The following is an 18372-nucleotide window of genomic DNA, read 5'->3' as shown; positions in this document are numbered from 1 at the left end:
CGCTTTGTAGCCGGCGCATAAAGGAACGGCGGCAGGCGCCGCGTTCGTAACGACCAGACATGGAACGCGGTCCTACACCCGTTCCATGTCTTTTGGATTTAAACGATGTCCCGATCCCAGTCCTCAGGCCCCTCCCAGCGCATGCTTCGCGTCGGCGAGCAGGTGCGCCATGCCCTCTCAGACCTGATCCAGCGCGGCGAGGTCCGCGACGACGTAGTCGAATCCACGGTGATCTCGATCTCCGAGGTCCGGATGTCGCCCGATCTCAAGATCGCGACAGCCTTCGTCTCGCCGCTTGGCGCTAAGGACGACGAGGCGGTGATAGAGGCGCTGAACCGGAACGCGAAATTCATTCGCGGACGTGTGTCATCGGCGCTCCGGCAGATGAAGTACATGCCCGAGTTCCGTTTCCGCCGGGACACCAGCTACGACAATTTCGCGAAGATCGACGAGCTTCTGCGCTCGCCCGAAGTGGTGCGCGACCTGGACAAGGACGACGAGGAATAGATGGCGCGCCGCGGCAAGAAAAAGGGCCGGCCGGTCTCCGGCTGGCTGATCCTCGACAAGCCGGTCGGCATGGGCTCGACCGACGCCGTCGCCAAGATCAAATGGCTGTTCCAGGCCGAGAAAGCCGGCCATGCCGGCACGCTCGACCCGCTGGCCTCCGGCATGTTGCCGATCGCGCTCGGCGAGGCGACCAAGACCGTGCCCTACGTCATGGACGGCGCCAAGGTCTATCGTTTCACCGTCGCTTGGGGCGAGGAGCGCTCGACCGACGATCTGGAGGGCCCGGTGACGAAAACCTCCGACAAGCGCCCCAGCGACGCAGAGATCCGGGCGCTGCTGCCGAAATACACGGGCGTCATCATGCAGACGCCGCCGCAGTTCTCCGCCATCAAGATTGGTGGCGAACGCGCCTACGACCTCGCCCGCGAGGGCGAAAGCGTCGACATCCCTGCGCGCGAGATCGAGATCGGCCGGCTCGACCTGATCGAAACGACGGCCGATGGCCGCTCCGTCTTCGAGACCGAATGCGGCAAGGGCACCTATGTGCGCTCGCTGGCCCGCGACATGGGCCGCGATCTCGACTGTTTCGGCCACATCGCCGAACTGCGCCGTGTCGAGGTCGAGCCGTTCACGGCGGAAGATTTCGTCACGCTGGAAGAACTCGAGGCCGCCGCGCCGCCAAAGCCGGATCCGGATCAGCCGGCCCTTGCGCTGGGTAATTGGAACGACCGCTTCGACGCGATCGACGCCTATCTGGTCGACACCGGCGCAGCCCTCGAATGCCTGCCGCAAATCGCCATCACCGACGATGCCGCGGCAAAGATCCGGCTCGGCAATCCCGTCATCATCCGCGGCCGCGACGCCCCGGTCGAGGCGGAGGAGGCTTGCGCCACCGCCCGCGGCAAGCTGGTCGCGATCGGCGCTGTCGAAGCCGGCATGTTCAAACCGAAGCGGGTTTTTGCCGGCTGATTCCTGTATTCTCCGAGCCGAATCGGTAGAGCGCCGCGCGTCCTCCCGGACGCTCTAAGACTGTCAATCTGCGCATGAAAGCCGTTTCCGGTTTTCGGGGTCATGCGCTGGGCGAGAAGCAGCATGGCGAAGGTTGAGGCGGTCAAAAGGCGGTCCCTGCGCAAGGTCAAGAGGTCGCCCATCGGCGCGTCGCCCGGTACGTTGATCGCCGATCCCGCCGCCCGCCAGTCGGCGCTCAGCCTCACCTTGATTGCTCCCGACGAGTGCAAGTTCATCGACAATGCCAGCCTTCGGGATGTCGTTGAAAGCTGCGCCGAATGGCCTGTCATCTGGCTCGATTGCGTCGGCCTCGCCAATGTCGAGCTGATTGCCGAGATTGGCGCGATCTTCAAGCTGCACCAACTGGCGCTCGAGGACACAGTCAACACCGGCCAGCGCCCGAAGGTTGATTTCTTCGATGACCACGCCTTCGTCGTCGTCTCAGCGATCGACGACGCGGCCGCCGGCCGCTACGAGCAGATATCGTTGTTCTTCGGCGAGAACTTCGTCGTCACCTTTCAGGAGCGCGAGGGTGATCCGTTCGGGCCGGTGCGCAAGCGCATCAAGGCTTCGCTGCCCAACAGGCTGCGCACGCGCAAGGCCGACTACCTCGCCTATGCCCTGATAGACGCAATCGTCGACAGCTATTTCCCCATCCTGGAAACCAAGGGCGAAAAGATCGACGGCATCGAGGACGAGATGCTACGGGGGGTGGGGCGGCATCAGGTGCGCGAGTTGCACGAGCTCAAGCGCGGCATGATCGTGCTCAAGCGGGCGCTGTGGCCGCTTCGTGACGCACTCGCGGCCCTGCTGCGCGCCGAGGTCCCCTTCGTCCATCCCGAAACCAAGGTCTATTTGAACGACACGCACGACCATTCGATCCGGCTGATCGAGGTGGTCGAGATGCACCGCGACATGTTGACGGGGCTGATCGAGATGCATCTTTCGCTGAGCCAGGCCCGCACCAACGACGTGATCAGCTTCCTGACCATCGTTTCGGCGATCTTCATCCCGCTGACCTTTCTGGCCGGTATATGGGGCATGAATTTCGATCCAGGCGCTTCTCCCTGGAACATGCCGGAACTCTTGAGCTATTACGGCTACCCGATCGCGCTTGGCATTATGGCTGTCATCGGATTTTCGCTCGTCGGCTTCTTCCGCTGGAAGAAATGGCTCTGAACTGACTGCCCGATCGAGATTCTTTGCCGGTTTGGATTCTCTCTGGCTTTCCGTCCGGTTTTGCACTATATGCGCCGCAGCATTGGGCGAGACGCGCAATGTACACCGGCCCCTGCTGGACGACATCCCGGCTGAGGGCGACCCGTTTCCTCAAATTCGAAAGGAAAAGCACGATGTCGATTACTGCTGAACGCAAGAAGGAATTGATGACGGAATTTGCGACCGCCGCAGGCGATACCGGTTCGCCGGAAGTCCAGGTGGCCATTCTTTCCGAGCGCATCAAGAACCTGACCGAACACTTCAAGGACCACAAGAAGGACAATCACTCCCGTCGTGGTCTTCTCGCTCTCGTTTCGCAGCGCCGCCGTCTGCTCGACTATCTGAAGTCGCGCGAAGAAGGCCGCTACCAGACGCTGATCGAGAAACTCGGTCTGCGCCGCTAAGACTTCCGGCCGGCGGGCTTCATTGAGGTCCGCCGTTCGCTTATCCGGGCGGCCGTCAAAGGCTTCCCGACAGGACATGGTCCGGGGGATCATGTCCGAACTGGTTCCAGGTGCGGCACAGGGCGGCATCGGAACCGCCTCATGAGACGGTCATGGGGCAGGATTGCAGGATGCCTGGGGCGTTGATCTGACGCCGACTGTCCAGACACCCCGTTGTCTTGCCCGTGGCTCGTCTGGAACAAGCCAGGAGAAGGACGCCGCGAGAAGTTCGCGGCCCTTTCCGCATTACGCAAGGACAAGAAATGTTCAATCATCACAAGGTAGAGATCGAATGGGCGGGCCGTCCGCTCATTCTGGAAACCGGCAAGATAGCCCGTCAGGCCGACGGCGCCGTTCTCGCCACCTACGGCGAGACCATCGTGCTCGCCACAGTCGTTTCGGCGAAGGAGCCCAAGCCCGGCTTCGACTTCTTCCCGCTAACCGTCAACTACCAGGAAAAGACCTACGCCGCCGGCAAGATCCCGGGCGGCTACTTCAAGCGTGAAGGCCGTCCGAGCGAGAAGGAAACGCTGGTTTCCCGCCTCATCGACCGTCCGATCCGTCCGCTCTTCGCCGAAGGCTACAAGAACGACACACAGGTCGTCGTGACCGTGGTCCAGCACGACCTCGAAAACGATCCGGACATCCTGTCGATCGTCGCCACCTCGGCGGCCCTGACGCTTTCGGGCGTGCCCTTCATGGGTCCGATCGGCGGCGCCCGCGTCGGCTACATCAACGGCGAATACGTGCTGAACCCTCACGTCGACGAGATGGAGGAATCGAAACTCGACCTCATCGTCGCAGGAACCGGTGATGCGGTCCTCATGGTCGAATCGGAAGCCAAGGAGCTTCCCGAGGACGTCATGCTCGGCGCTGTCATGTTCGGCCACAGGGGCTTCCAGCCGGTCATCGATGCGATCATCAAGCTCGCCGAAGTGGCCGCGAAGGAGCCGCGCGACCATCAGGTCAAGGATCTTTCCGAGCTGGAAGCTACCATGCTCGGCATGGTCGAAGACGACCTGCGCGCCGCCTACAAGAACACGCTCAAGCAGGAGCGCTATGCGGCGGTGGATACTGCAAAGGCCAAGGTGAAGGCGGCTCTGCTGCCGGAAGGCGCCGAGACGACGACCTGGACTTCCGAGCAGGTGAACGCGGTGTTCAAGGACCTGCAGGCCAAGATCGTGCGCTGGAACATCCTCGACACCGGTTCGCGCATCGATGGCCGCGACCTTAAGACCGTTCGCCAGATCGTCTCGGAAGTCGGCATCCTGCCGCGCACCCACGGTTCGGCGCTGTTCACCCGCGGCGAGACCCAAGCGATCGTTGTCGCCACGCTGGGCACCGGCGAAGACGAACAGTACGTCGATTCGTTGACCGGCATGTACAAGGAGAAGTTCCTCCTTCACTACAACTTCCCGCCCTATTCGGTCGGTGAAACCGGCCGCATGGGTTCGCCCGGCCGCCGCGAAATCGGCCACGGCAAGCTCGCCTGGCGCGCTATCCGTCCGATGCTGCCGGCCGCGGACGCCTTCCCCTACACGCTTCGCGTCGTCTCGGAGATCACTGAATCCAACGGTTCGTCCTCGATGGCTACCGTCTGCGGCACCTCGCTAGCGCTTATGGATGCCGGCGTGCCGCTGGCCAAGCCCGTTGCCGGCATCGCCATGGGCCTGATCAAGGAAGGCGAGCGCTTCGCCGTCCTTTCCGACATTCTCGGCGACGAGGACCACCTCGGCGACATGGACTTCAAGGTGGCCGGAACCCAGGGCGGCATCACCGCGCTGCAGATGGACATCAAGATCGAAGGCATTACCGAGGAGATCATGAAGGTTGCGCTCGCCCAGGCGCAGGAAGGTCGTGTGCACATTCTCGGCGAAATGTCTAAGGCGATCGCCGAAGGCCGTTCGGAGCTCGGCGAGTTCGCGCCGCGCATCGAGGTCATGCACGTCCCGACCGACAAGATCCGCGACGTGATCGGTTCGGGCGGCAAGGTCATCCGCGAGATCGTTGAGAAGACCGGCGCCAAGATCAACATCGAGGATGACGGCACGGTCAAGATCGCTTCGTCGAACGCCAAGGAGATCGAGGCGGCGAAGAAGTGGATCCACACCATCGTCGCCGAGCCGGAAGTTGGCGAGATCTACGAAGGCACGGTCGTCAAGACCGCCGACTTCGGCGCTTTCGTGAACTTCTTCGGTCCGAAGGACGGCCTGGTCCACATCTCGCAGCTTGCCAACGACCGCGTCGCCAAGACGTCGGACGTGGTCAAGGAAGGCGACAAGGTCTTCGTCAAACTCATGGGCTTCGACGAGCGCGGCAAGGTTCGCCTGTCGATGAAGGTCGTCGACCAGGAGACCGGCAAGGAAATCGTGCGCGAGAAGAAGGCCGAAGGCGAAGAGACCGCCGCCTGATTTCAGCAAACTGACGGCAAAAGGGCGCGTGCCGGAAGGCCGCGCCCTTTTGTTTGGCTTGCGTGTCCAGTGTTACCACGGTAACATCCTGTTATGATCGAGAGAACGCAAACCGGTGTCCGCATTTCCACGTCTCTGCTCAAGGTGCTGAAGGCGCTTGCCGAGAAAAAGGACATGAGCCTCGGCGACCTTCTTGAAGGCATCGTGCTGCATGCGTTCGAGGGCAGACAACCTTTCTCGAACGACACTCTCTCCGTCATCGAGAAACTGAAGGACATTTACGATTGCCGGCTGACGAGCGCGGACAGTCACCTTCATCCCGACCAGGACGAATGACAGTCATGCGCGTCGCATTTTGCCACGAGATTTCACTTCCGTTGCCGGCCGAAGAAGCCTTCCCGTTGTTCACGCCAAGGGGAGAGGAACTTTGGGTGCCTGACTGGGCGCCCGAATATATTTCGCCGGCGTCAGGGGAAGTATGCAAAGAGATGATCTTCGCCACCGGCAGCGGCGACGAAGCGACACTTTGGACATGCCTCGAATGGCAGCCGGCCGAGCGCCATGTCCGCTATCTGCGGACCACTCCCGGCTCGCGGGTGGCTTTTGTCGACGTGACCTGCAAGCCGGACGGCGCCGCACGGACGATGGCTTGCGTTTCCTACTCGTATGTTCCGTTGTCGGAGCGAGGCCGCGCGTTCATTGCTGCCATCACGCCTGAATCCTTTGCCGCGGGCATTGACGAATGGGCGGTGCTGATACGCGAATATCGAGCCCGGCAAACCGCGGCTTGAACCAATGACCAGCGACGCGCTGAAAACCTTGTTCCACCCGTTCGAAGCAGAGTCACTTGCAGCGCCTGGCCGGAATCAGCGCGTTCTCTTCTTCGGTGCTGAACCCGGGTTCCGGCTTCCGGAAGGCTTTGCCGCCGATCTTTCGCTTATCCAGGGATTTCGCCCCTGGTTCCGGGCGCTGGCTGGCCGCTATAAAGTCACGCCACAGCCGGAGGAAGAAAATTTCGATTCAGCGCTGGTCCTCTGCGGCCGGCATCGCGGCGAGAACGAGCTTCGCATTGCCGAGGCGCTCGAACGCATCAGGACAGGCGGGTTGATCCTTGTCGGGGGAGGCAAGGATGACGGCATAGCCAGCCTGCGCAAGCGGGTGGAGGGACTTGTCGAACTGGAAGGACATACGCCGAAGCATCATGGCGTCGCCTTCTGGTTCCGACGACCTGGCGATGTCTCGCAGGCTGTGGCCGCCCTGCGCGCCGGCAATGGCGAGACGTTGATCGAGGGCCGCTTCGTCGCGGCTCCCGGCATGTTCTCGTCGGACCGCATCGACGCCGGCTCGAAACTTCTGGCCGCACATCTGCCGGACAAGATTTCCGGTGCGGTGGCCGATTTTTGCGCCGGCTGGGGTTTTCTTGCCGCCGAACTGGCGGGGCGTTACCCGAAAATATCGGCGCTGGATCTCTACGAGGCTGATTTCGCCTCCCTTGAGGCGGCGAAGCGCAATGTCGCCGCCACCGGCGCGCTTGAACTGCGCTTCTTCTGGCACGATCTGCTGGCCGAAGAGGTTCCCCACCGCTACGATTTCATAGTCATGAACCCGCCCTTCCACCAGAAGCGGGAGGCGGAGCCGGATATTGGCCAGCGGATGATCCGCACGGCAGGCGCCGCTCTTAAACCCGGCGGACGGCTCATGATGGTCGCGAACCGCCAGCTTCCCTACGAGAAGACGCTCGCGGAGGTCTTTTCCAGTTATTCCGAAGTCGCGCGCGACGGCATGTTCAAAGTTTTCGCAGCGAAACGCTGAGCGCCTATTCCCGCTCTTCGCCCGTCCGCTTCAGCTCATCCAGCGTCGGCATCGAGACGATGTGATAGCCGGAATCGACGTAGTGGATCTCGCCGGTGACGCCGGACGACAGATCGGACAGCAGATAGAGCGCCGAACCGCCGACTTCCTCGATCGTCACCGTGCGGCGCAGCGGCGAATTGCGCTGCTGATAGGAGAACATGTGGCGCGCATCGGCAATGCCGGCGCCGGCAAGCGTACGCACCGGACCGGCGGAGATCGCGTTTACGCGGATGCCGCGCGGGCCGTAATCATTGGCGAGATAGCGCACGCTGGCTTCCAGCCCGGCCTTGGCGACGCCCATCACATTGTAGTTGGGCATGATGCGCACCGATCCGGCATAGGTCAGCGTGATCATCGATCCGCCTTCCTTCATCAGCGCCGCCGCGTGGCGCGCCACTTCGGTGAAGGAGTAGCAGGAGATCACCATGGTGCGGATGAAGTTCTCGCGGCTGGTGTCGGCGTAGAGGCCTTTGAGCTCGTTCTTGTCGGAAAAGCCGATGGCATGGACGATGAAATCCATGCCATCCCATTCCTTGCCCAGCGTCTCGAACACGGAGCTGACGGAGGCGCTGTCCTCCGCGTCGCAAGGCAGCACCAGCGATGCGCCGACCTTCTCGGCCAGCGGCTTGACGCGGCGGCCGAACGCCTCGCCCTGATAGGTGAAGGCGAGTTCCGCGCCCTGCTCGGCCAGTTTCTTCGCGATGCCCCAGGCGATGGAGTGATCGTTCGCGACGCCCATGATCAGGCCGCGTTTGCCCTTCATCAATCCGTCCATCTGCCTGAAACCTTCAACCGTTATAGCGTTGGAAGACCAGCGTGGCGTTGGTGCCGCCAAAGCCGAACGAGTTCGACAGCACGGTATCGATCTTTGCGTTGTCGATGCGCTTGCGCACGACCGGCATGCCTTCGAATTCCCGATCGAGCTCCTCGATATGGGCGCTTTCGCCGATGAATCCGCCCTGCATCATCAGGATCGAGTAGATCGATTCCTGCACGCCGGCCGCCCCCAGCGAGTGCCCGGTCAGCGACTTGGTCGAGGTGATGTTCGGCATCTTGTCGCCGAAAACTTCGCGGATCGCGCCCATCTCCTTGGAATCGCCGACCGGCGTCGAGGTGCCGTGCGTGTTGATGTAGTCGATATCGCCTTTGACGGTGGATAACGCCTGCTTCATGCAGCGCACCGCGCCTTCCCCTGACGGCGCGACCATGTCGTAGCCGTCCGATGTCGCGCCGTAGCCGACGATCTCGGCATAGATTTTCGCGCCGCGCGCCTTGGCGTGCTCCAGCTCTTCCACCACCAGCACGCCCGCGCCGCCGGCGATGACGAAGCCATCGCGGTTGATGTCATAGGCACGGGACGCCACGGAGGGCCTGTCGTTGAACTTAGAGGACATCGCGCCCATAGCGTCGAACAGGTTCGACATCGTCCAGTCGAGATCCTCGTGGCCCCCCGCGAATATGATATCCTGCTTGCCGAACTGGATCAGCTCATAGGCATTGCCGATGCAATGCGCCGAGGTCGAGCAGGCGGACGAGATCGAATAGTTGACGCCGTGGATCTTGAACCAGGTCGCGAGTGTCGCCGATGCGGTCGACGACATCGCCTTCGGCACCGCAAACGGCCCGATGCGCTTCGGGCTGTTGTTCTTTTCCGTGATCTCGGCGGCTTCCACGATCGTCTTCGTCGATGGCCCGCCCGAGCCCATGATGATGCCGGTGCGCTCGTTGGTGATGTCGCCTTCCTCGAGCCCCCCGGATGCTATCGCCTGCTGCATGGCGACATGGTTCCACGCCCCGCCCTTGTGCAGGAAGCGCATCGCCCGCCGGTCGACCAGCTCGGCCGGGTCGAGCGTCGGCGCCCCCCACACCTGGCAGCGGAAGCCGTGCTCGGCGAAATCACTGGAAAAGCTGATGCCCGACCGGGCGCCATGCAGCGAGGCCTGCACCTCGTCGGCATTGTTGCCGATGGACGATACGATCCCAAGGCCTGTCACGACGACACGTCTCATCGGCAACTCCTTCGATTTTGCTGGGCCGTTCAGGCGGCCGCTGCTTCCTTGAACAGGCCGACCCGAAGGTCGGTGGCCTTGTATATGGTCTCGCCGTCGGCTTTCAGCCAGCCGTCGCCGATGCCAAGCACCAGCCGTCCGCGCATCACGCGCTTGAAATCGACGCCATATTCCACCCGTTTGTTGGCGGGCGTCACCATGCCGGTGAACTTCACTTCGCCGGTCGACAGCGCGCGGCCCTTGCCGGGTTCGCCGAGCCAGCCGAGGAAAAAGCCGGAGAGCTGCCACAGTGCATCAAGTCCGAGGCAGCCCGGCATCACCGGGTCGCCGATGAAGTGGCAGGGGAAGAACCAGAGGTCGCGGTGAATGTCGAGTTCGGCGCGCACGAAGCCCTTGCCGAATTCGCCGCCGGTTTCGCTGATTTCGGTGATCCGGTTGAACATCAGCATCGGCGGGTAGGGAAGCTGCGCATTTCCGGGCCCGAAGAGTTCGCCGCGCGCGCAGGCAAGCAGTTCTTCGTATTCGTAGCTGGACTTCGCAACCGCCATGAAATTCCGTCCCCATAAATTTGTGGGCGCGCTGCGGCGCCCTTGGCAATGTCATTATCACAGTCTGTTTCGGGTCGGAAACAGCAGTGCACGACCTAGCGTGCCGGCCTTGCCGGGTCAATCCGCGCCTATTGATCGGTTTGCCGTGACCGAATATATGTCGGGAACCATCCGGCGCCGTCGAACCTACAGAATCGACGGTCCGGAAGGCATATAGGCGAAGTTTGGCGGGTTGATGGTTCCAAATTGCAAGGACGGTGTGAGCGTCGATCAGCGGGTGCGCGAAGCGGGCCTGCGGCCGACGCGTCAGCGCGTGGCGCTGGCAGATCTGCTGTTCGCCAAGGGCGATCGCCATCTCTCCGCCGAGGAACTGCACGAGGAAGCGCTCGCCGCGGGCGTTCCCGTCTCGCTGGCGACAGTCTATAACGCGCTACACCAGTTCACCGAGGCTGGCCTGCTGCGCATACTGGCGGTCGAAGGATCGAAAACCTATTTCGACACCAACACTTCCGACCACCACCATTTCTACATCGAAGGCGAAAACAAGATCTTCGACATCGATTCCGGCCCGGTCGAGGTACGCAACCTGCCCGAACCGCCCGAAGGCATGGAAATCTGCAACGTCGACATTGTCGTGCGGCTCCGCCCCAAGCGGAATGTCTGAACAGCGCCGATCTCTCGGACCGATCGATCTCCTCGTCAGGCTCGAATGGGCCTTTTTGTTTGTCCTGTGCTGTGCAGCCTATGCCCTGTCCGGCGGTTCCGGGCTGTTATTTTTCCTGCTGATCCTCGCGCCCGACCTCTCGATGCTCGGCTATCTCGCCGGCCCGCGCATCGGGGCTTTCGCCTACAATCTCTTCCACGCGCTGATCCTGCCGCTGTGCCTTCTGGCATTCGGCTTCCTGGCCGGGCAGTATCTGGCGATGCACATCGCCGCGATATGGCTCGCCCACATCGCGATCGACCGCGCGCTCGGCTATGGTCTGAAATTCTCCACCGGATTTCAGGACACGCATCTCGGCCGCATCGGGCGAGATCGAAGCGTCAATCCTTGACCTGCTCGCCCGGATAGGCGCCCCAGACCTGCGTCTGGGCGATCCAGCCCGTATGCCCGTCGAAGGTCATCTGGCACCACTCGCCGTTGCACTGCTTGATCGTGCCGACCACGCCCGGCTCGATGATGGCCACCGTGCCCGCCTCCCGGTCGGGCTCGGCCAGAAGCGTGAGCCGGGCATCCTTGCCGCGCTGCCATGGCGCGGTTATCGCCGTGCGCCGGCCCGACAGCAGCGACTGGTTGATCCAGCCCTCGGAGCCGTCCGCGTCGCGAACGCGCCGCCAATTGTCGTATTCCTGGATGATCTCCATCGGCAGGCCGGGTTTCATGTACAGCCAGTCGACCGCATAATTGAGGCCGGGGCCGATGCGCGAGTTCACGCGGCCAGATTTGAGGCTGACGAAGCGCGGCAGCGGCAGCCCGCTCGCGCCGCGGTTGACCTGCTGGCCGGCCGCCATTTGCGCGGTTGCCGGCAATGTGCTGGGGCAAATGAACGCCAGACCGAGCAGCGCTGCACTGACGGTCATGCGAAGCGATGCGAAGCGAGACACTCTTGTTCGTCCTTTTGTATCCGGCGCCGCGCCGTCCCCGGTTCAGGCACCCCTTTTTCTTTGTCATCGGCCGAACCGCTTGTTACACAGTTGTCGCGCCGGGACTGGTTTTCAGTTTCGCCCGTCTTGGTTAAAGAGGTCTCAACAGGATCCGGATTCGAGGCATTAATGGTCGGCAAAAAGAAGCCTCTCGTGGTAATCACGCGCAAGCTGCCGGACCAGGTGGAAACGCGTATGCGCGAATTGTTCGACGCGCGCCTGAATGTCGACGACAAACCGATGAGCCAGCCCGAACTTGTCGCTGCGGTCAAGGAAGCCGACGTGCTGGTGCCGACCATCTCCGACCGCATCGACGCGGCGCTGATCGAACAGGCCGGCCCGCAAATGAAGCTGATCGCCAATTTCGGCAACGGCGTCGACAAGATCGACGTGACGGCTGCGGCGAAGAAGGGCATCACCGTCACCAACACGCCTAACGTGCTCACCGAAGACACGGCCGACATGACGATGGCGCTGATGCTCGCGGTGCCGCGCCGGCTGGCGGAAGGCGCCAATGTGCTGCGAGGCGACGGCAAATGGGCCGGCTGGTCGCCGACCTGGATGCTCGGCCGGCGCATCTGGGGCAAGCGCCTCGGCATTGTCGGCATGGGCCGCATCGGCACCGCGGTCGCCCGCCGCGCCAAGGCTTTCGGCCTCTCCATCCATTACCACAATCGCCACCGTGTGCTGCAGAAGGTCGAGGACGAGCTTGAGGCGACCTATTGGGACAGTCTCGACCAGATGCTGGCGCGCATGGACATCATTTCCGTAAATTGCCCCTCGACGCCAGCCACATTCCATCTGCTCTCGGCACGGCGGCTGGCGCTGCTGCAGCCGTCCAGCTACATCGTCAACACCGCGCGCGGCGACCTGATCGACGAGGACGCGCTGATCAAGATGTTGCAGGACGGCAAGCTCGCGGGCGCAGCCCTCGACGTGTTCGAGCATGAGCCTGCGGTCAATCCGAAGCTGCTGAAGCTGGCGGCAAAAGGCAAGGTCGTGCTCCTGCCGCATATGGGTTCGGCCACCATCGAGGGTCGCATCGACATGGGCGAGAAGGTCATCATCAACATCCGGACCTTCTTCGACGGCCACCGCCCGCCGGATCGGGTCCTGCCGCTCCGGGATTGAAATGAATGCCCTCTCATCTGGGTGCGTCCTTCGAGGCTCGCTACGCTCGCACCTCAGGATGAGGGCTGTTGGCGCTGATCGTCGGCTCTGAGATGAAAGCATGCTTCATAGGCAGCATTGCAATCGTCGGCGTCGCAGAACCTGGCAACGATACGCCGACCTTCCTCATCCTGAGGTGCGAGCTCGCAGAACCTCCGCGGATTGCATGCCAATCTCGACAGGCGAGCCTCGAAGGACGCACCGAAGAACTACGCCATGTTCACAAAACCATCCTGCGAAACCGCAGCCTGACTGCCTGCGAAACCGGCGAATCGGGCACTGTCGAGCCTCACCGCGATCGGCGTCTGCCAGCCCACCTCCCGCGCCACGATCAGTCCGAGCAGCAGGATCGGATCCGGCTCGTGCAGCACCAACGCGGTCGGCGCATGGCCGCTGTGGACGAGTTCCATCAGCACCGCAGAAGCCGACGATGAGCCGATCGTGCCGGGGAGAAAGAGAACGCGGCCGGAAATCGTTTCGCCGTATTCGGGGTGACGTACGTCGACAATGCGCCCGCTCTTCGGGTCGACGCCGCCCCAGAAGCTGATTGGCGCCGTCAGCACCAACGCTTCCCCCTCGCCAGCGGCGCCCGGAACCAGGATTTCGCCTTGCACTGCCGGCTTCATGCAAGAGCTTCCGAAAACACGGGCCTACCGGCAACCGCGCTCTCGACGCAGTCGGCCAGCGAGCCGTAGAGCACCGAATAGCCGGTATTTCCCGGCGCATATTGCGCGAATTTCCCGGAACTGGTCATCAGGACGCCGCCCGTCGTGCTTGCCAGTATAGGCGTGACGACGACGCAGGTGTCGGCGACGATGACCACGCCCAACGCTTCCAGTGCCCGCCGCCGACCGCTTCGTTCCAGTTCGGAGAGCACGTGCCGGCCAGTGCAGGCGTGGATCGGCACCGCAAGCCGCCGCCCGGCGATCAGCCGCTCCAGCGCGTCGAACTCGGCCAGCGACAGATGCGGGCTGCCGATCGCCACCGCATCGATGGTCGCCGGCGCTTCCGCGGTCGACAGCCGCGCCTGCGCGTCCGCCACCATGTCGGGCGTCACGCGGATCGTCGCTTCCGGTAGCGTGGAGCCCAGCGCCGTCTCGACATCCGGCGCTTCCGGAGTCACGCCTGCGATATGGAAAAGCCCAACTGCGCCGGTCGAGGCCGCCGCAGCTCCGAATGCCTTTAACGCGTCATCCCCCGGATGTTTTTGCACCCCTGCAATCACCCCGACCCTATTCCCAACCTCGCGGCCGTAGAGGCTGCCGAGCACGGGCCAGGCGATTTCGGACGCCATGAAGCCGGCGGGCAGGGCGCTGACATCGAAAACGAGCCTGGCGATACGGTTTTCCGGCCGGTGCAGGCCGTAATCGGGCGCGCAGCCGGTGATCGCGCAGGCGATGTCCAGGAAATCGCCATAGCGGTTGGTTCGCGCGCCGAGCACCGAGTTGCAGAACGCGACCGCATTGGATTCGCCCCAGGCGACATCGCTGCCGAATGCCGGCCGGTGGCCTGCCTGATAGGGCGCGCAGGTCCAGCTCTGTTCGCAGCCAAGCCTGCGATAGGCCTCCATCATCCGCCGTGCCATCTCGCGCGCCGGCTCCTCCAGCCGCACGCGCGAGCAGCCCATCAGGTCGAGTGCGCCGACATTCAGCGTTGCGCGCACCGCCACCCGCGCGCCGCCTTCGACCAGCCTTTCGGCAAACAGCGTGCCGGAATCACCGTGGTAGAGCGCCCCGTCGATATGCGCCGAGGCGATCGGGATCAGCCGTGGAGCGCCGAGCAGCCGCGCGCTGTCGGCCACAATCCGCATAGCCATCGCCGCGCCGGCTCCATTCGAACCCGCTGCGATGGCTTGCTCTTCCGGCGACAGCGCCAGCGTCACCGCAGCACCTTGCGCATGGTGATGGACGTTGCCCGATCATAGCCTTCATGCGCGGTGCGAGCCGTCTCACGAAAGCCGAGCCGGGTGAACGCCGCATGGTTGGCGGCCAGCTCTATGCGCGTCTGCAGCTCCAGCGCGACCTTCCCGCGAGTCATCGCGAATTCCTCAACAGCCTCAACGAGATTTTTCCCCATCCCCTGTCGTTGAAGCTCAGGCTCGACCGCCAGCTTGCTGAAGTAGCAGTCATGCTCCCGCTCGACCACGAAGACGCAGCCGACGATCCTGCCCTCGCATACCGCGAGAAATCCGGTCTCGTCCTCGGCCTTGCGGCGCAGGCCTTCCGCCGTAAGCCGATGGGCGGAGGATGGCGGGTCGATAACGCCGTCCATATAGGCGAAGGAGCGGTTGATCAGCGAAAGCACTTCTTCCCATCGGTTGAAGCCGGCGGGCAGCCTCTCAATCAGCACGATCGGCGCAGAGCGCATCCGGTCAGGCCCGCCTGTAGCGCATCGTCTCGAAACGCGCGGCAAGCGCATCGTAAAGCAGCAGTTTTCCTACCAGCGGCTCGCCGATGCCGGTGACGAGCTTTATCACCTCCATCGCCTGCAGCGTCCCGACCACGCCGGTCAGCGCGCCCAGAATGCCGGCCTCCGCGCAAGAAGGCACCAGGCCGGGCGGCGGCGGCGAGGGGAACAGATCACGATAGCTCGGGTTCGGCCGTCCTTCCGCATCGCTCTCGAACGGCTTCAGCACTGTTATCGAGCCGTCGAACCGCCCGACCGCCGCATGCACCAGCGGCTTTCCTTCCGCCGCGCACGCATCGGCGATCGCATAGCGCGTCTCGAAATTGTCCGAGCCGTCGGCGACGATATCGTATTGCGACACGAGCTGTGCGGCATTTGCCGCCGTCACGCGCAGATCGTGCAGGATGACGATGACGTTCGGGTTTATCCGGGAAATCGCCGCACGCGCGCTTTGGGTCTTGGCCATGCCTATCGACTGGGTGTCGTGCACCACCTGCCTCTGCAAATTCGACAGCGAGACGTGATCGTTATCGACTATGGCCAGCGTGCCGATGCCGGCCGCCGCGAGATATTGCAGCACCGGCGCGCCGAGCCCGCCCGCACCGATCACCAGCACACGCGCGCGCTTCAGCCTCTGCTGGCCGGCGCCGCCGATTTCCGGCAGCACGATGTGGCGCGCATAGCGTTCGAGTTCCTCGGGGGTAAGCGGCGTTGCAGCATCCATGGCGCGACCATAATGCGGTCCGCGGCGCTTGTCAGGCGTCTGCCGTCGGAAAGACGCGGCCGTGATCGACGGTCAGAAACTGCGCCTTGCCTTTCAGGCTGGAAAACAGCGCCGGCTCGGTCCCGGTCATGAAGACCTGGCAGTTCAGCTCCTCCAGAATGGAGAACAGCGCGGCGCGCCGGCCGGTGTCGAGATGCGCGGCGATTTCGTCGAGCAGCAGGATCGGCACCTGCCCCGACATCTCGCCGCAGAGCCTGGCATGCGAAAGCACAATGCCGACCAGCAGCGCCTTCTGCTCGCCGGTGGAGCAGAGTTCCGCTGGCATCGCCTTGGGGCGGTGGCGCACGATCAAATCGGAGCGGTGCGGCCCCTCCAGCGTGCGGCCCGCTGCGCGGTCGCGGTCCCGCCCCTGTGCCAGCGCCTCGCGAAAACCTTCCTCGGCGTCGACCGCTGGCTCCAACCCGATCCGCGCCTCCAGCGTTCCGGCCAGGCTGATATCAGCTTGGGGAAACGGTCCGCTGTCGGGCAGTTTTTCAATCATTGCCGCAAGCAGCCGCACCAGTTCGACGCGCGCCGCCGCGATCGCCACGCCGGTTTCGGCCATCTGGCCCTCGATCGCCTCGAACCAGGCAAGGTCGCGCGAATCGTCGGCAAGCAGCCGGTTGCGCCCACGCATCGCCTTCTCGTAATCCAGAGCCCGTTGGCCATGCCGCGCATCTATCGCCAGCACCAGCCGGTCGAGGAAGCGCCGCCGGTCGCCCGCCGGCCCTGTGAACAGCGCGTCCATGGCCGGCGTCAGCCACACCACGCGCAACCATTCCAGCATGTCCTCGGCCGATCGGGCGTTGGCGCCGTTTATGCGCACCCGGCGTCCGCCCTCTGCCTCCGCGCCGCTGGTCCCGGTGCCGATCTCCGCCGGGCCCTCCGGCCCGTCGAGGCTGGCGTGGACCGCAAACCCGCCCGCACTGCCCTCGCGGGCGACATCGCCATAGGGCGCGCGGCGCAGCCCGCGTCCAGGCGTCAGGAACGAAATCGCTTCGAGCAGATTGGTCTTGCCGGCCCCGTTTTCGCCGGTGAACACCACCGGCCCGGGCTTGAGTTCAAGCGCGAGCGCCGAGTAATTGCGGAAATCGGCAAGCGTGAGCTTGCTTATGTGGACCGTTTCCACATCTGGCTCCGGTCCGGGTCAGGCCCGTTCCTAAACGCGCATCGGCATGAGCACGTAGAGCGCGTGCTCGTCCGACGTGTCGTGAATCAGGGTCGGCGACCCGGCATCGGCCAGCATGAAGCGCGCTTCGCTGCCCGAAAGCTGCGCTGCGACATCCAGCAGGTATTTCGCGTTAAAGCCGATCTCGATCGGGTCGGACGAATAGTCGGCGGCCAATTCCTCGGTCGCGCTGCCCGAATCCGGATTGTTCACAGCCAGCGTGACTTGCCCGTCGGAAATCGACAGTTTCACGGCGCGGCCGCGCTCCGACGAAATCGTCGACACGCGGTCAACGGCGCGCGCAAAAGTCTCACGATCGATGATGAGCTTCTTGTCGTTGCCGGTTGGGATGACCCGCTGATAGTCCGGGAACGTGCCGTCGATCAGCTTGGAGGTCAAAATCACGCTGCCGATGGTGAAGCGGATCTTGGTGTCCGATAGTTCCGTGGTGACCGCCACGTCCGGATCGTCCACGAGCTTCTGCAATTCGCTGACGGTCTTGCGCGGAATGATGATGCCCGGCATGCCCTCGGAACCCGCTGGCGCATCCATTTCGGCGCGCGCCAGCCGGTGGCCGTCGGTCGCGACCGAACGCAGCTTCAATTTGCCGCCGGCCTCGATGGCGTGGAAATAGATGCCGTTCAGATAGTAGCGCGTCTCCTCGGTCGAGATTGCGAACTGCGTCTTGTCGATCAGCCCCTTCAGCGCCGCCGATTCCAGGCGGAAAATATGCGAGAACGAGCCGGCTGAGAGTTCCGGGAAATCCGACTGCGGCAGACACTGCAGGCGGAAGCTCGACCGCCCCGACGCTACAGTCATGGCGTTGCCGTCCTCGTCGGTCTTTAGCATCACCTCGGCGCCTTCCGGCAGCTTGCGAACGATGTCGTAGAGCAGATGCGCCGGAACAGTGGTGGCGCCGCCGCGCTCGACCTTGGCCGCGGTCGCCTCGGTGATTTCGAGGTCGAGGTCCGTCGCCTTCAGTTCGAGGCTCTGGCCTTCGGCGGCGAGCAGCACGTTTGACAGGATCGGGATGGTATTGCGTCGCTCGACCACGCGATGAACGTGGTTAAGCGACTTCAAGAGGTTTGAGCGTTCCAGGATTACACGCATGACGAAATAGGCTCGCTTGAACGAAGGAACGGAATTCCGGGCTCGGATTCCCGCGTAAGGCCCAACTTGGACAGAATGCGTCAGACTGACAAGAAAAAGCTGCGAAAGGCAAG

At 63.3% G+C, this 18372-nt stretch carries 21 protein-coding genes; 11 read left to right on the top strand and 10 right to left on the bottom strand.

The genetic code is table 11. The features are described from left to right. Positions 1–105 precede the first annotated feature (105 nt). The 8 genes from rbfA (at position 106) to MAXJ12_RS02000 (ending at position 7399) form a co-directional block, all read left to right on the top strand. On the top strand, positions 106–507 hold the full coding sequence (rbfA, locus tag MAXJ12_RS02035; protein ID WP_008834074.1) for a 30S ribosome-binding factor RbfA: 402 nt from the start codon (positions 106–108) through the stop codon (positions 505–507). Beyond that, on the top strand, positions 508–1476 hold the full coding sequence (gene truB, locus MAXJ12_RS02030) for a tRNA pseudouridine(55) synthase TruB (RefSeq protein WP_008834073.1): 969 nt from the start codon (positions 508–510) through the stop codon (positions 1474–1476). A gap of 123 nt (positions 1477–1599) precedes the next feature. Then, on the top strand, positions 1600–2694 hold the full coding sequence (gene corA, locus MAXJ12_RS02025; RefSeq protein ID WP_008834072.1) for a magnesium/cobalt transporter CorA: 1095 nt from the start codon (positions 1600–1602) through the stop codon (positions 2692–2694). A gap of 98 nt (positions 2695–2792) precedes the next feature. Continuing rightward, positions 2793–3137, top strand: coding sequence for a 30S ribosomal protein S15 (gene rpsO / locus MAXJ12_RS02020; protein ID WP_280113308.1), 345 nt, complete (start codon positions 2793–2795; stop codon positions 3135–3137). 302 nt (positions 3138–3439) lie between these two features. Next, positions 3440–5587, top strand: coding sequence for a polyribonucleotide nucleotidyltransferase (gene pnp / locus MAXJ12_RS02015; RefSeq protein WP_008834070.1), 2148 nt, complete (start codon positions 3440–3442; stop codon positions 5585–5587). A 93-nt stretch (positions 5588–5680) separates the two neighbouring features. Then, positions 5681–5923, top strand: a complete 243-nt coding sequence (locus MAXJ12_RS02010) for a hypothetical protein (RefSeq protein WP_008834069.1) — start codon at positions 5681–5683, stop codon at positions 5921–5923. Positions 5924–5928: 5 nt separating this feature from the next. Beyond that, a complete protein-coding gene (locus tag MAXJ12_RS02005) occupies positions 5929–6378 on the top strand; it encodes a hypothetical protein (protein ID WP_008834068.1) in 450 nt (149 codons plus the stop codon). 4 nt (positions 6379–6382) lie between these two features. Next, positions 6383–7399, top strand: coding sequence for a class I SAM-dependent methyltransferase (locus MAXJ12_RS02000; RefSeq protein WP_008834067.1), 1017 nt, complete (start codon positions 6383–6385; stop codon positions 7397–7399). A 4-nt stretch (positions 7400–7403) separates the two neighbouring features. On the opposite strand, the gene fabI is transcribed toward MAXJ12_RS02000, so the two are convergent. The 3 genes from fabI to fabA are packed head-to-tail and all read right to left on the bottom strand — an operon-like array spanning position 7404 to position 9998. After that, positions 7404–8216, bottom strand: coding sequence for an enoyl-ACP reductase FabI (gene fabI / locus MAXJ12_RS01995; RefSeq protein ID WP_008834066.1), 813 nt, complete (start codon positions 8214–8216; stop codon positions 7404–7406). 13 nt (positions 8217–8229) lie between these two features. Continuing rightward, positions 8230–9450, bottom strand: coding sequence for a beta-ketoacyl-ACP synthase I (gene fabB / locus MAXJ12_RS01990; protein ID WP_008834065.1), 1221 nt, complete (start codon positions 9448–9450; stop codon positions 8230–8232). A gap of 29 nt (positions 9451–9479) precedes the next feature. Next, positions 9480–9998 carry a 3-hydroxyacyl-[acyl-carrier-protein] dehydratase FabA gene (gene fabA / locus MAXJ12_RS01985; RefSeq protein ID WP_008834064.1) on the bottom strand — a complete coding sequence of 173 codons (519 nt, stop codon included), beginning with the start codon at positions 9996–9998 and terminating at the stop codon, positions 9480–9482. A 235-nt stretch (positions 9999–10233) separates the two neighbouring features. Between fabA and irrA the strand changes: the two genes are divergently transcribed. Then, on the top strand, positions 10234–10662 hold the full coding sequence (gene irrA, locus MAXJ12_RS01980; RefSeq protein ID WP_008834063.1) for an iron response transcriptional regulator IrrA: 429 nt from the start codon (positions 10234–10236) through the stop codon (positions 10660–10662). Beyond that, positions 10655–11053, top strand: a complete 399-nt coding sequence (locus MAXJ12_RS01975) for a DUF4260 domain-containing protein (protein ID WP_008834062.1) — start codon at positions 10655–10657, stop codon at positions 11051–11053. The genes irrA and MAXJ12_RS01975 overlap by 8 nt, the downstream gene beginning before the upstream one ends. On the opposite strand, the gene MAXJ12_RS01970 is transcribed toward MAXJ12_RS01975, so the two are convergent. Continuing rightward, entirely contained in the window at positions 11043–11603 is a 561-nt protein-coding gene (locus tag MAXJ12_RS01970) for an SH3 domain-containing protein (RefSeq protein ID WP_008834061.1), read from the bottom strand. The two genes, MAXJ12_RS01975 and MAXJ12_RS01970, sit on opposite strands and share 11 nt — an antisense overlap. 168 nt (positions 11604–11771) lie before the next feature. On the opposite strand from MAXJ12_RS01970, the gene MAXJ12_RS01965 reads away from it, so the two are divergent. After that, positions 11772–12773, top strand: coding sequence for a 2-hydroxyacid dehydrogenase (locus tag MAXJ12_RS01965; RefSeq protein WP_008834060.1), 1002 nt, complete (start codon positions 11772–11774; stop codon positions 12771–12773). Positions 12774–13021: 248 nt separating this feature from the next. On the opposite strand, the gene MAXJ12_RS01960 is transcribed toward MAXJ12_RS01965, so the two are convergent. From MAXJ12_RS01960 to dnaN, 6 genes are read right to left on the bottom strand one after another with little or no spacing between them, the layout of a single operon-like run. Beyond that, positions 13022–13438, bottom strand: coding sequence for an aconitase X swivel domain-containing protein (locus MAXJ12_RS01960; RefSeq protein ID WP_008834059.1), 417 nt, complete (start codon positions 13436–13438; stop codon positions 13022–13024). Continuing rightward, positions 13435–14694, bottom strand: coding sequence for an aconitase X (locus MAXJ12_RS01955; protein WP_008834058.1), 1260 nt, complete (start codon positions 14692–14694; stop codon positions 13435–13437). Before MAXJ12_RS01955 ends, MAXJ12_RS01960 begins: the two co-directional genes overlap by 4 nt. Next, on the bottom strand, positions 14691–15179 hold the full coding sequence (locus MAXJ12_RS01950) for a GNAT family N-acetyltransferase (RefSeq protein WP_008834057.1): 489 nt from the start codon (positions 15177–15179) through the stop codon (positions 14691–14693). The genes MAXJ12_RS01955 and MAXJ12_RS01950 overlap by 4 nt, the downstream gene beginning before the upstream one ends. A gap of 4 nt (positions 15180–15183) precedes the next feature. Then, positions 15184–15942, bottom strand: a complete 759-nt coding sequence (locus MAXJ12_RS01945) for a molybdopterin-synthase adenylyltransferase MoeB (RefSeq protein WP_008834056.1) — start codon at positions 15940–15942, stop codon at positions 15184–15186. A 31-nt stretch (positions 15943–15973) separates the two neighbouring features. After that, the gene (gene recF, locus MAXJ12_RS01940) at positions 15974–17110 is read right to left on the bottom strand and encodes a DNA replication/repair protein RecF (protein ID WP_008834055.1); all 1137 of its coding nucleotides are present in this window, start codon (positions 17108–17110) and stop codon (positions 15974–15976) included. Positions 17111–17140: 30 nt separating this feature from the next. After that, positions 17141–18259 carry a DNA polymerase III subunit beta gene (dnaN, locus tag MAXJ12_RS01935; protein WP_008834054.1) on the bottom strand — a complete coding sequence of 373 codons (1119 nt, stop codon included), beginning with the start codon at positions 18257–18259 and terminating at the stop codon, positions 17141–17143. Positions 18260–18372: the final 113 nt, after the last annotated feature.

The organism is Mesorhizobium alhagi CCNWXJ12-2 (genome assembly GCF_000236565.1).
Lineage (GTDB): Bacteria > Pseudomonadota > Alphaproteobacteria > Rhizobiales > Rhizobiaceae > Allomesorhizobium > Allomesorhizobium alhagi.
The sequence above is the reverse complement of the archived record's forward strand: the minus strand, read 5'-3'. Positions and strand labels throughout refer to the sequence as shown.

Bases quoted from the DNA above. Each gene is read 5' to 3' on its own strand.
- fabI (WP_008834066.1), bottom strand. From the start codon at position 8,216: ATGGACGGATTGATGAAGGGCAAACGCGGCCTGATCATGGGCGTCGCG.
- fabB (WP_008834065.1), bottom strand. From the start codon at position 9,450: ATGAGACGTGTCGTCGTGACAGGCCTTGGGATCGTATCGTCCATCGGC.
- corA (WP_008834072.1), top strand. From the start codon at position 1,600: ATGGCGAAGGTTGAGGCGGTCAAAAGGCGGTCCCTGCGCAAGGTCAAG.
- rbfA (WP_008834074.1), top strand. From the start codon at position 106: ATGTCCCGATCCCAGTCCTCAGGCCCCTCCCAGCGCATGCTTCGCGTC.
- dnaN (WP_008834054.1), bottom strand. From the start codon at position 18,259: ATGCGTGTAATCCTGGAACGCTCAAACCTCTTGAAGTCGCTTAACCAC.
- MAXJ12_RS02010 (WP_008834069.1), top strand. From the start codon at position 5,681: ATGATCGAGAGAACGCAAACCGGTGTCCGCATTTCCACGTCTCTGCTC.
- rpsO (WP_280113308.1), top strand. From the start codon at position 2,793: ATGTACACCGGCCCCTGCTGGACGACATCCCGGCTGAGGGCGACCCGT.
- MAXJ12_RS01945 (WP_008834056.1), bottom strand. From the start codon at position 15,942: ATGGATGCTGCAACGCCGCTTACCCCCGAGGAACTCGAACGCTATGCG.
- MAXJ12_RS01965 (WP_008834060.1), top strand. From the start codon at position 11,772: ATGGTCGGCAAAAAGAAGCCTCTCGTGGTAATCACGCGCAAGCTGCCG.
- MAXJ12_RS02000 (WP_008834067.1), top strand. From the start codon at position 6,383: ATGACCAGCGACGCGCTGAAAACCTTGTTCCACCCGTTCGAAGCAGAG.
- irrA (WP_008834063.1), top strand. From the start codon at position 10,234: ATGGTTCCAAATTGCAAGGACGGTGTGAGCGTCGATCAGCGGGTGCGC.
- MAXJ12_RS02005 (WP_008834068.1), top strand. From the start codon at position 5,929: ATGCGCGTCGCATTTTGCCACGAGATTTCACTTCCGTTGCCGGCCGAA.
- MAXJ12_RS01975 (WP_008834062.1), top strand. From the start codon at position 10,655: ATGTCTGAACAGCGCCGATCTCTCGGACCGATCGATCTCCTCGTCAGG.
- MAXJ12_RS01960 (WP_008834059.1), bottom strand. From the start codon at position 13,438: ATGAAGCCGGCAGTGCAAGGCGAAATCCTGGTTCCGGGCGCCGCTGGC.
- truB (WP_008834073.1), top strand. From the start codon at position 508: ATGGCGCGCCGCGGCAAGAAAAAGGGCCGGCCGGTCTCCGGCTGGCTG.
- fabA (WP_008834064.1), bottom strand. From the start codon at position 9,998: ATGGCGGTTGCGAAGTCCAGCTACGAATACGAAGAACTGCTTGCCTGC.
- MAXJ12_RS01950 (WP_008834057.1), bottom strand. From the start codon at position 15,179: ATGCGCTCTGCGCCGATCGTGCTGATTGAGAGGCTGCCCGCCGGCTTC.
- pnp (WP_008834070.1), top strand. From the start codon at position 3,440: ATGTTCAATCATCACAAGGTAGAGATCGAATGGGCGGGCCGTCCGCTC.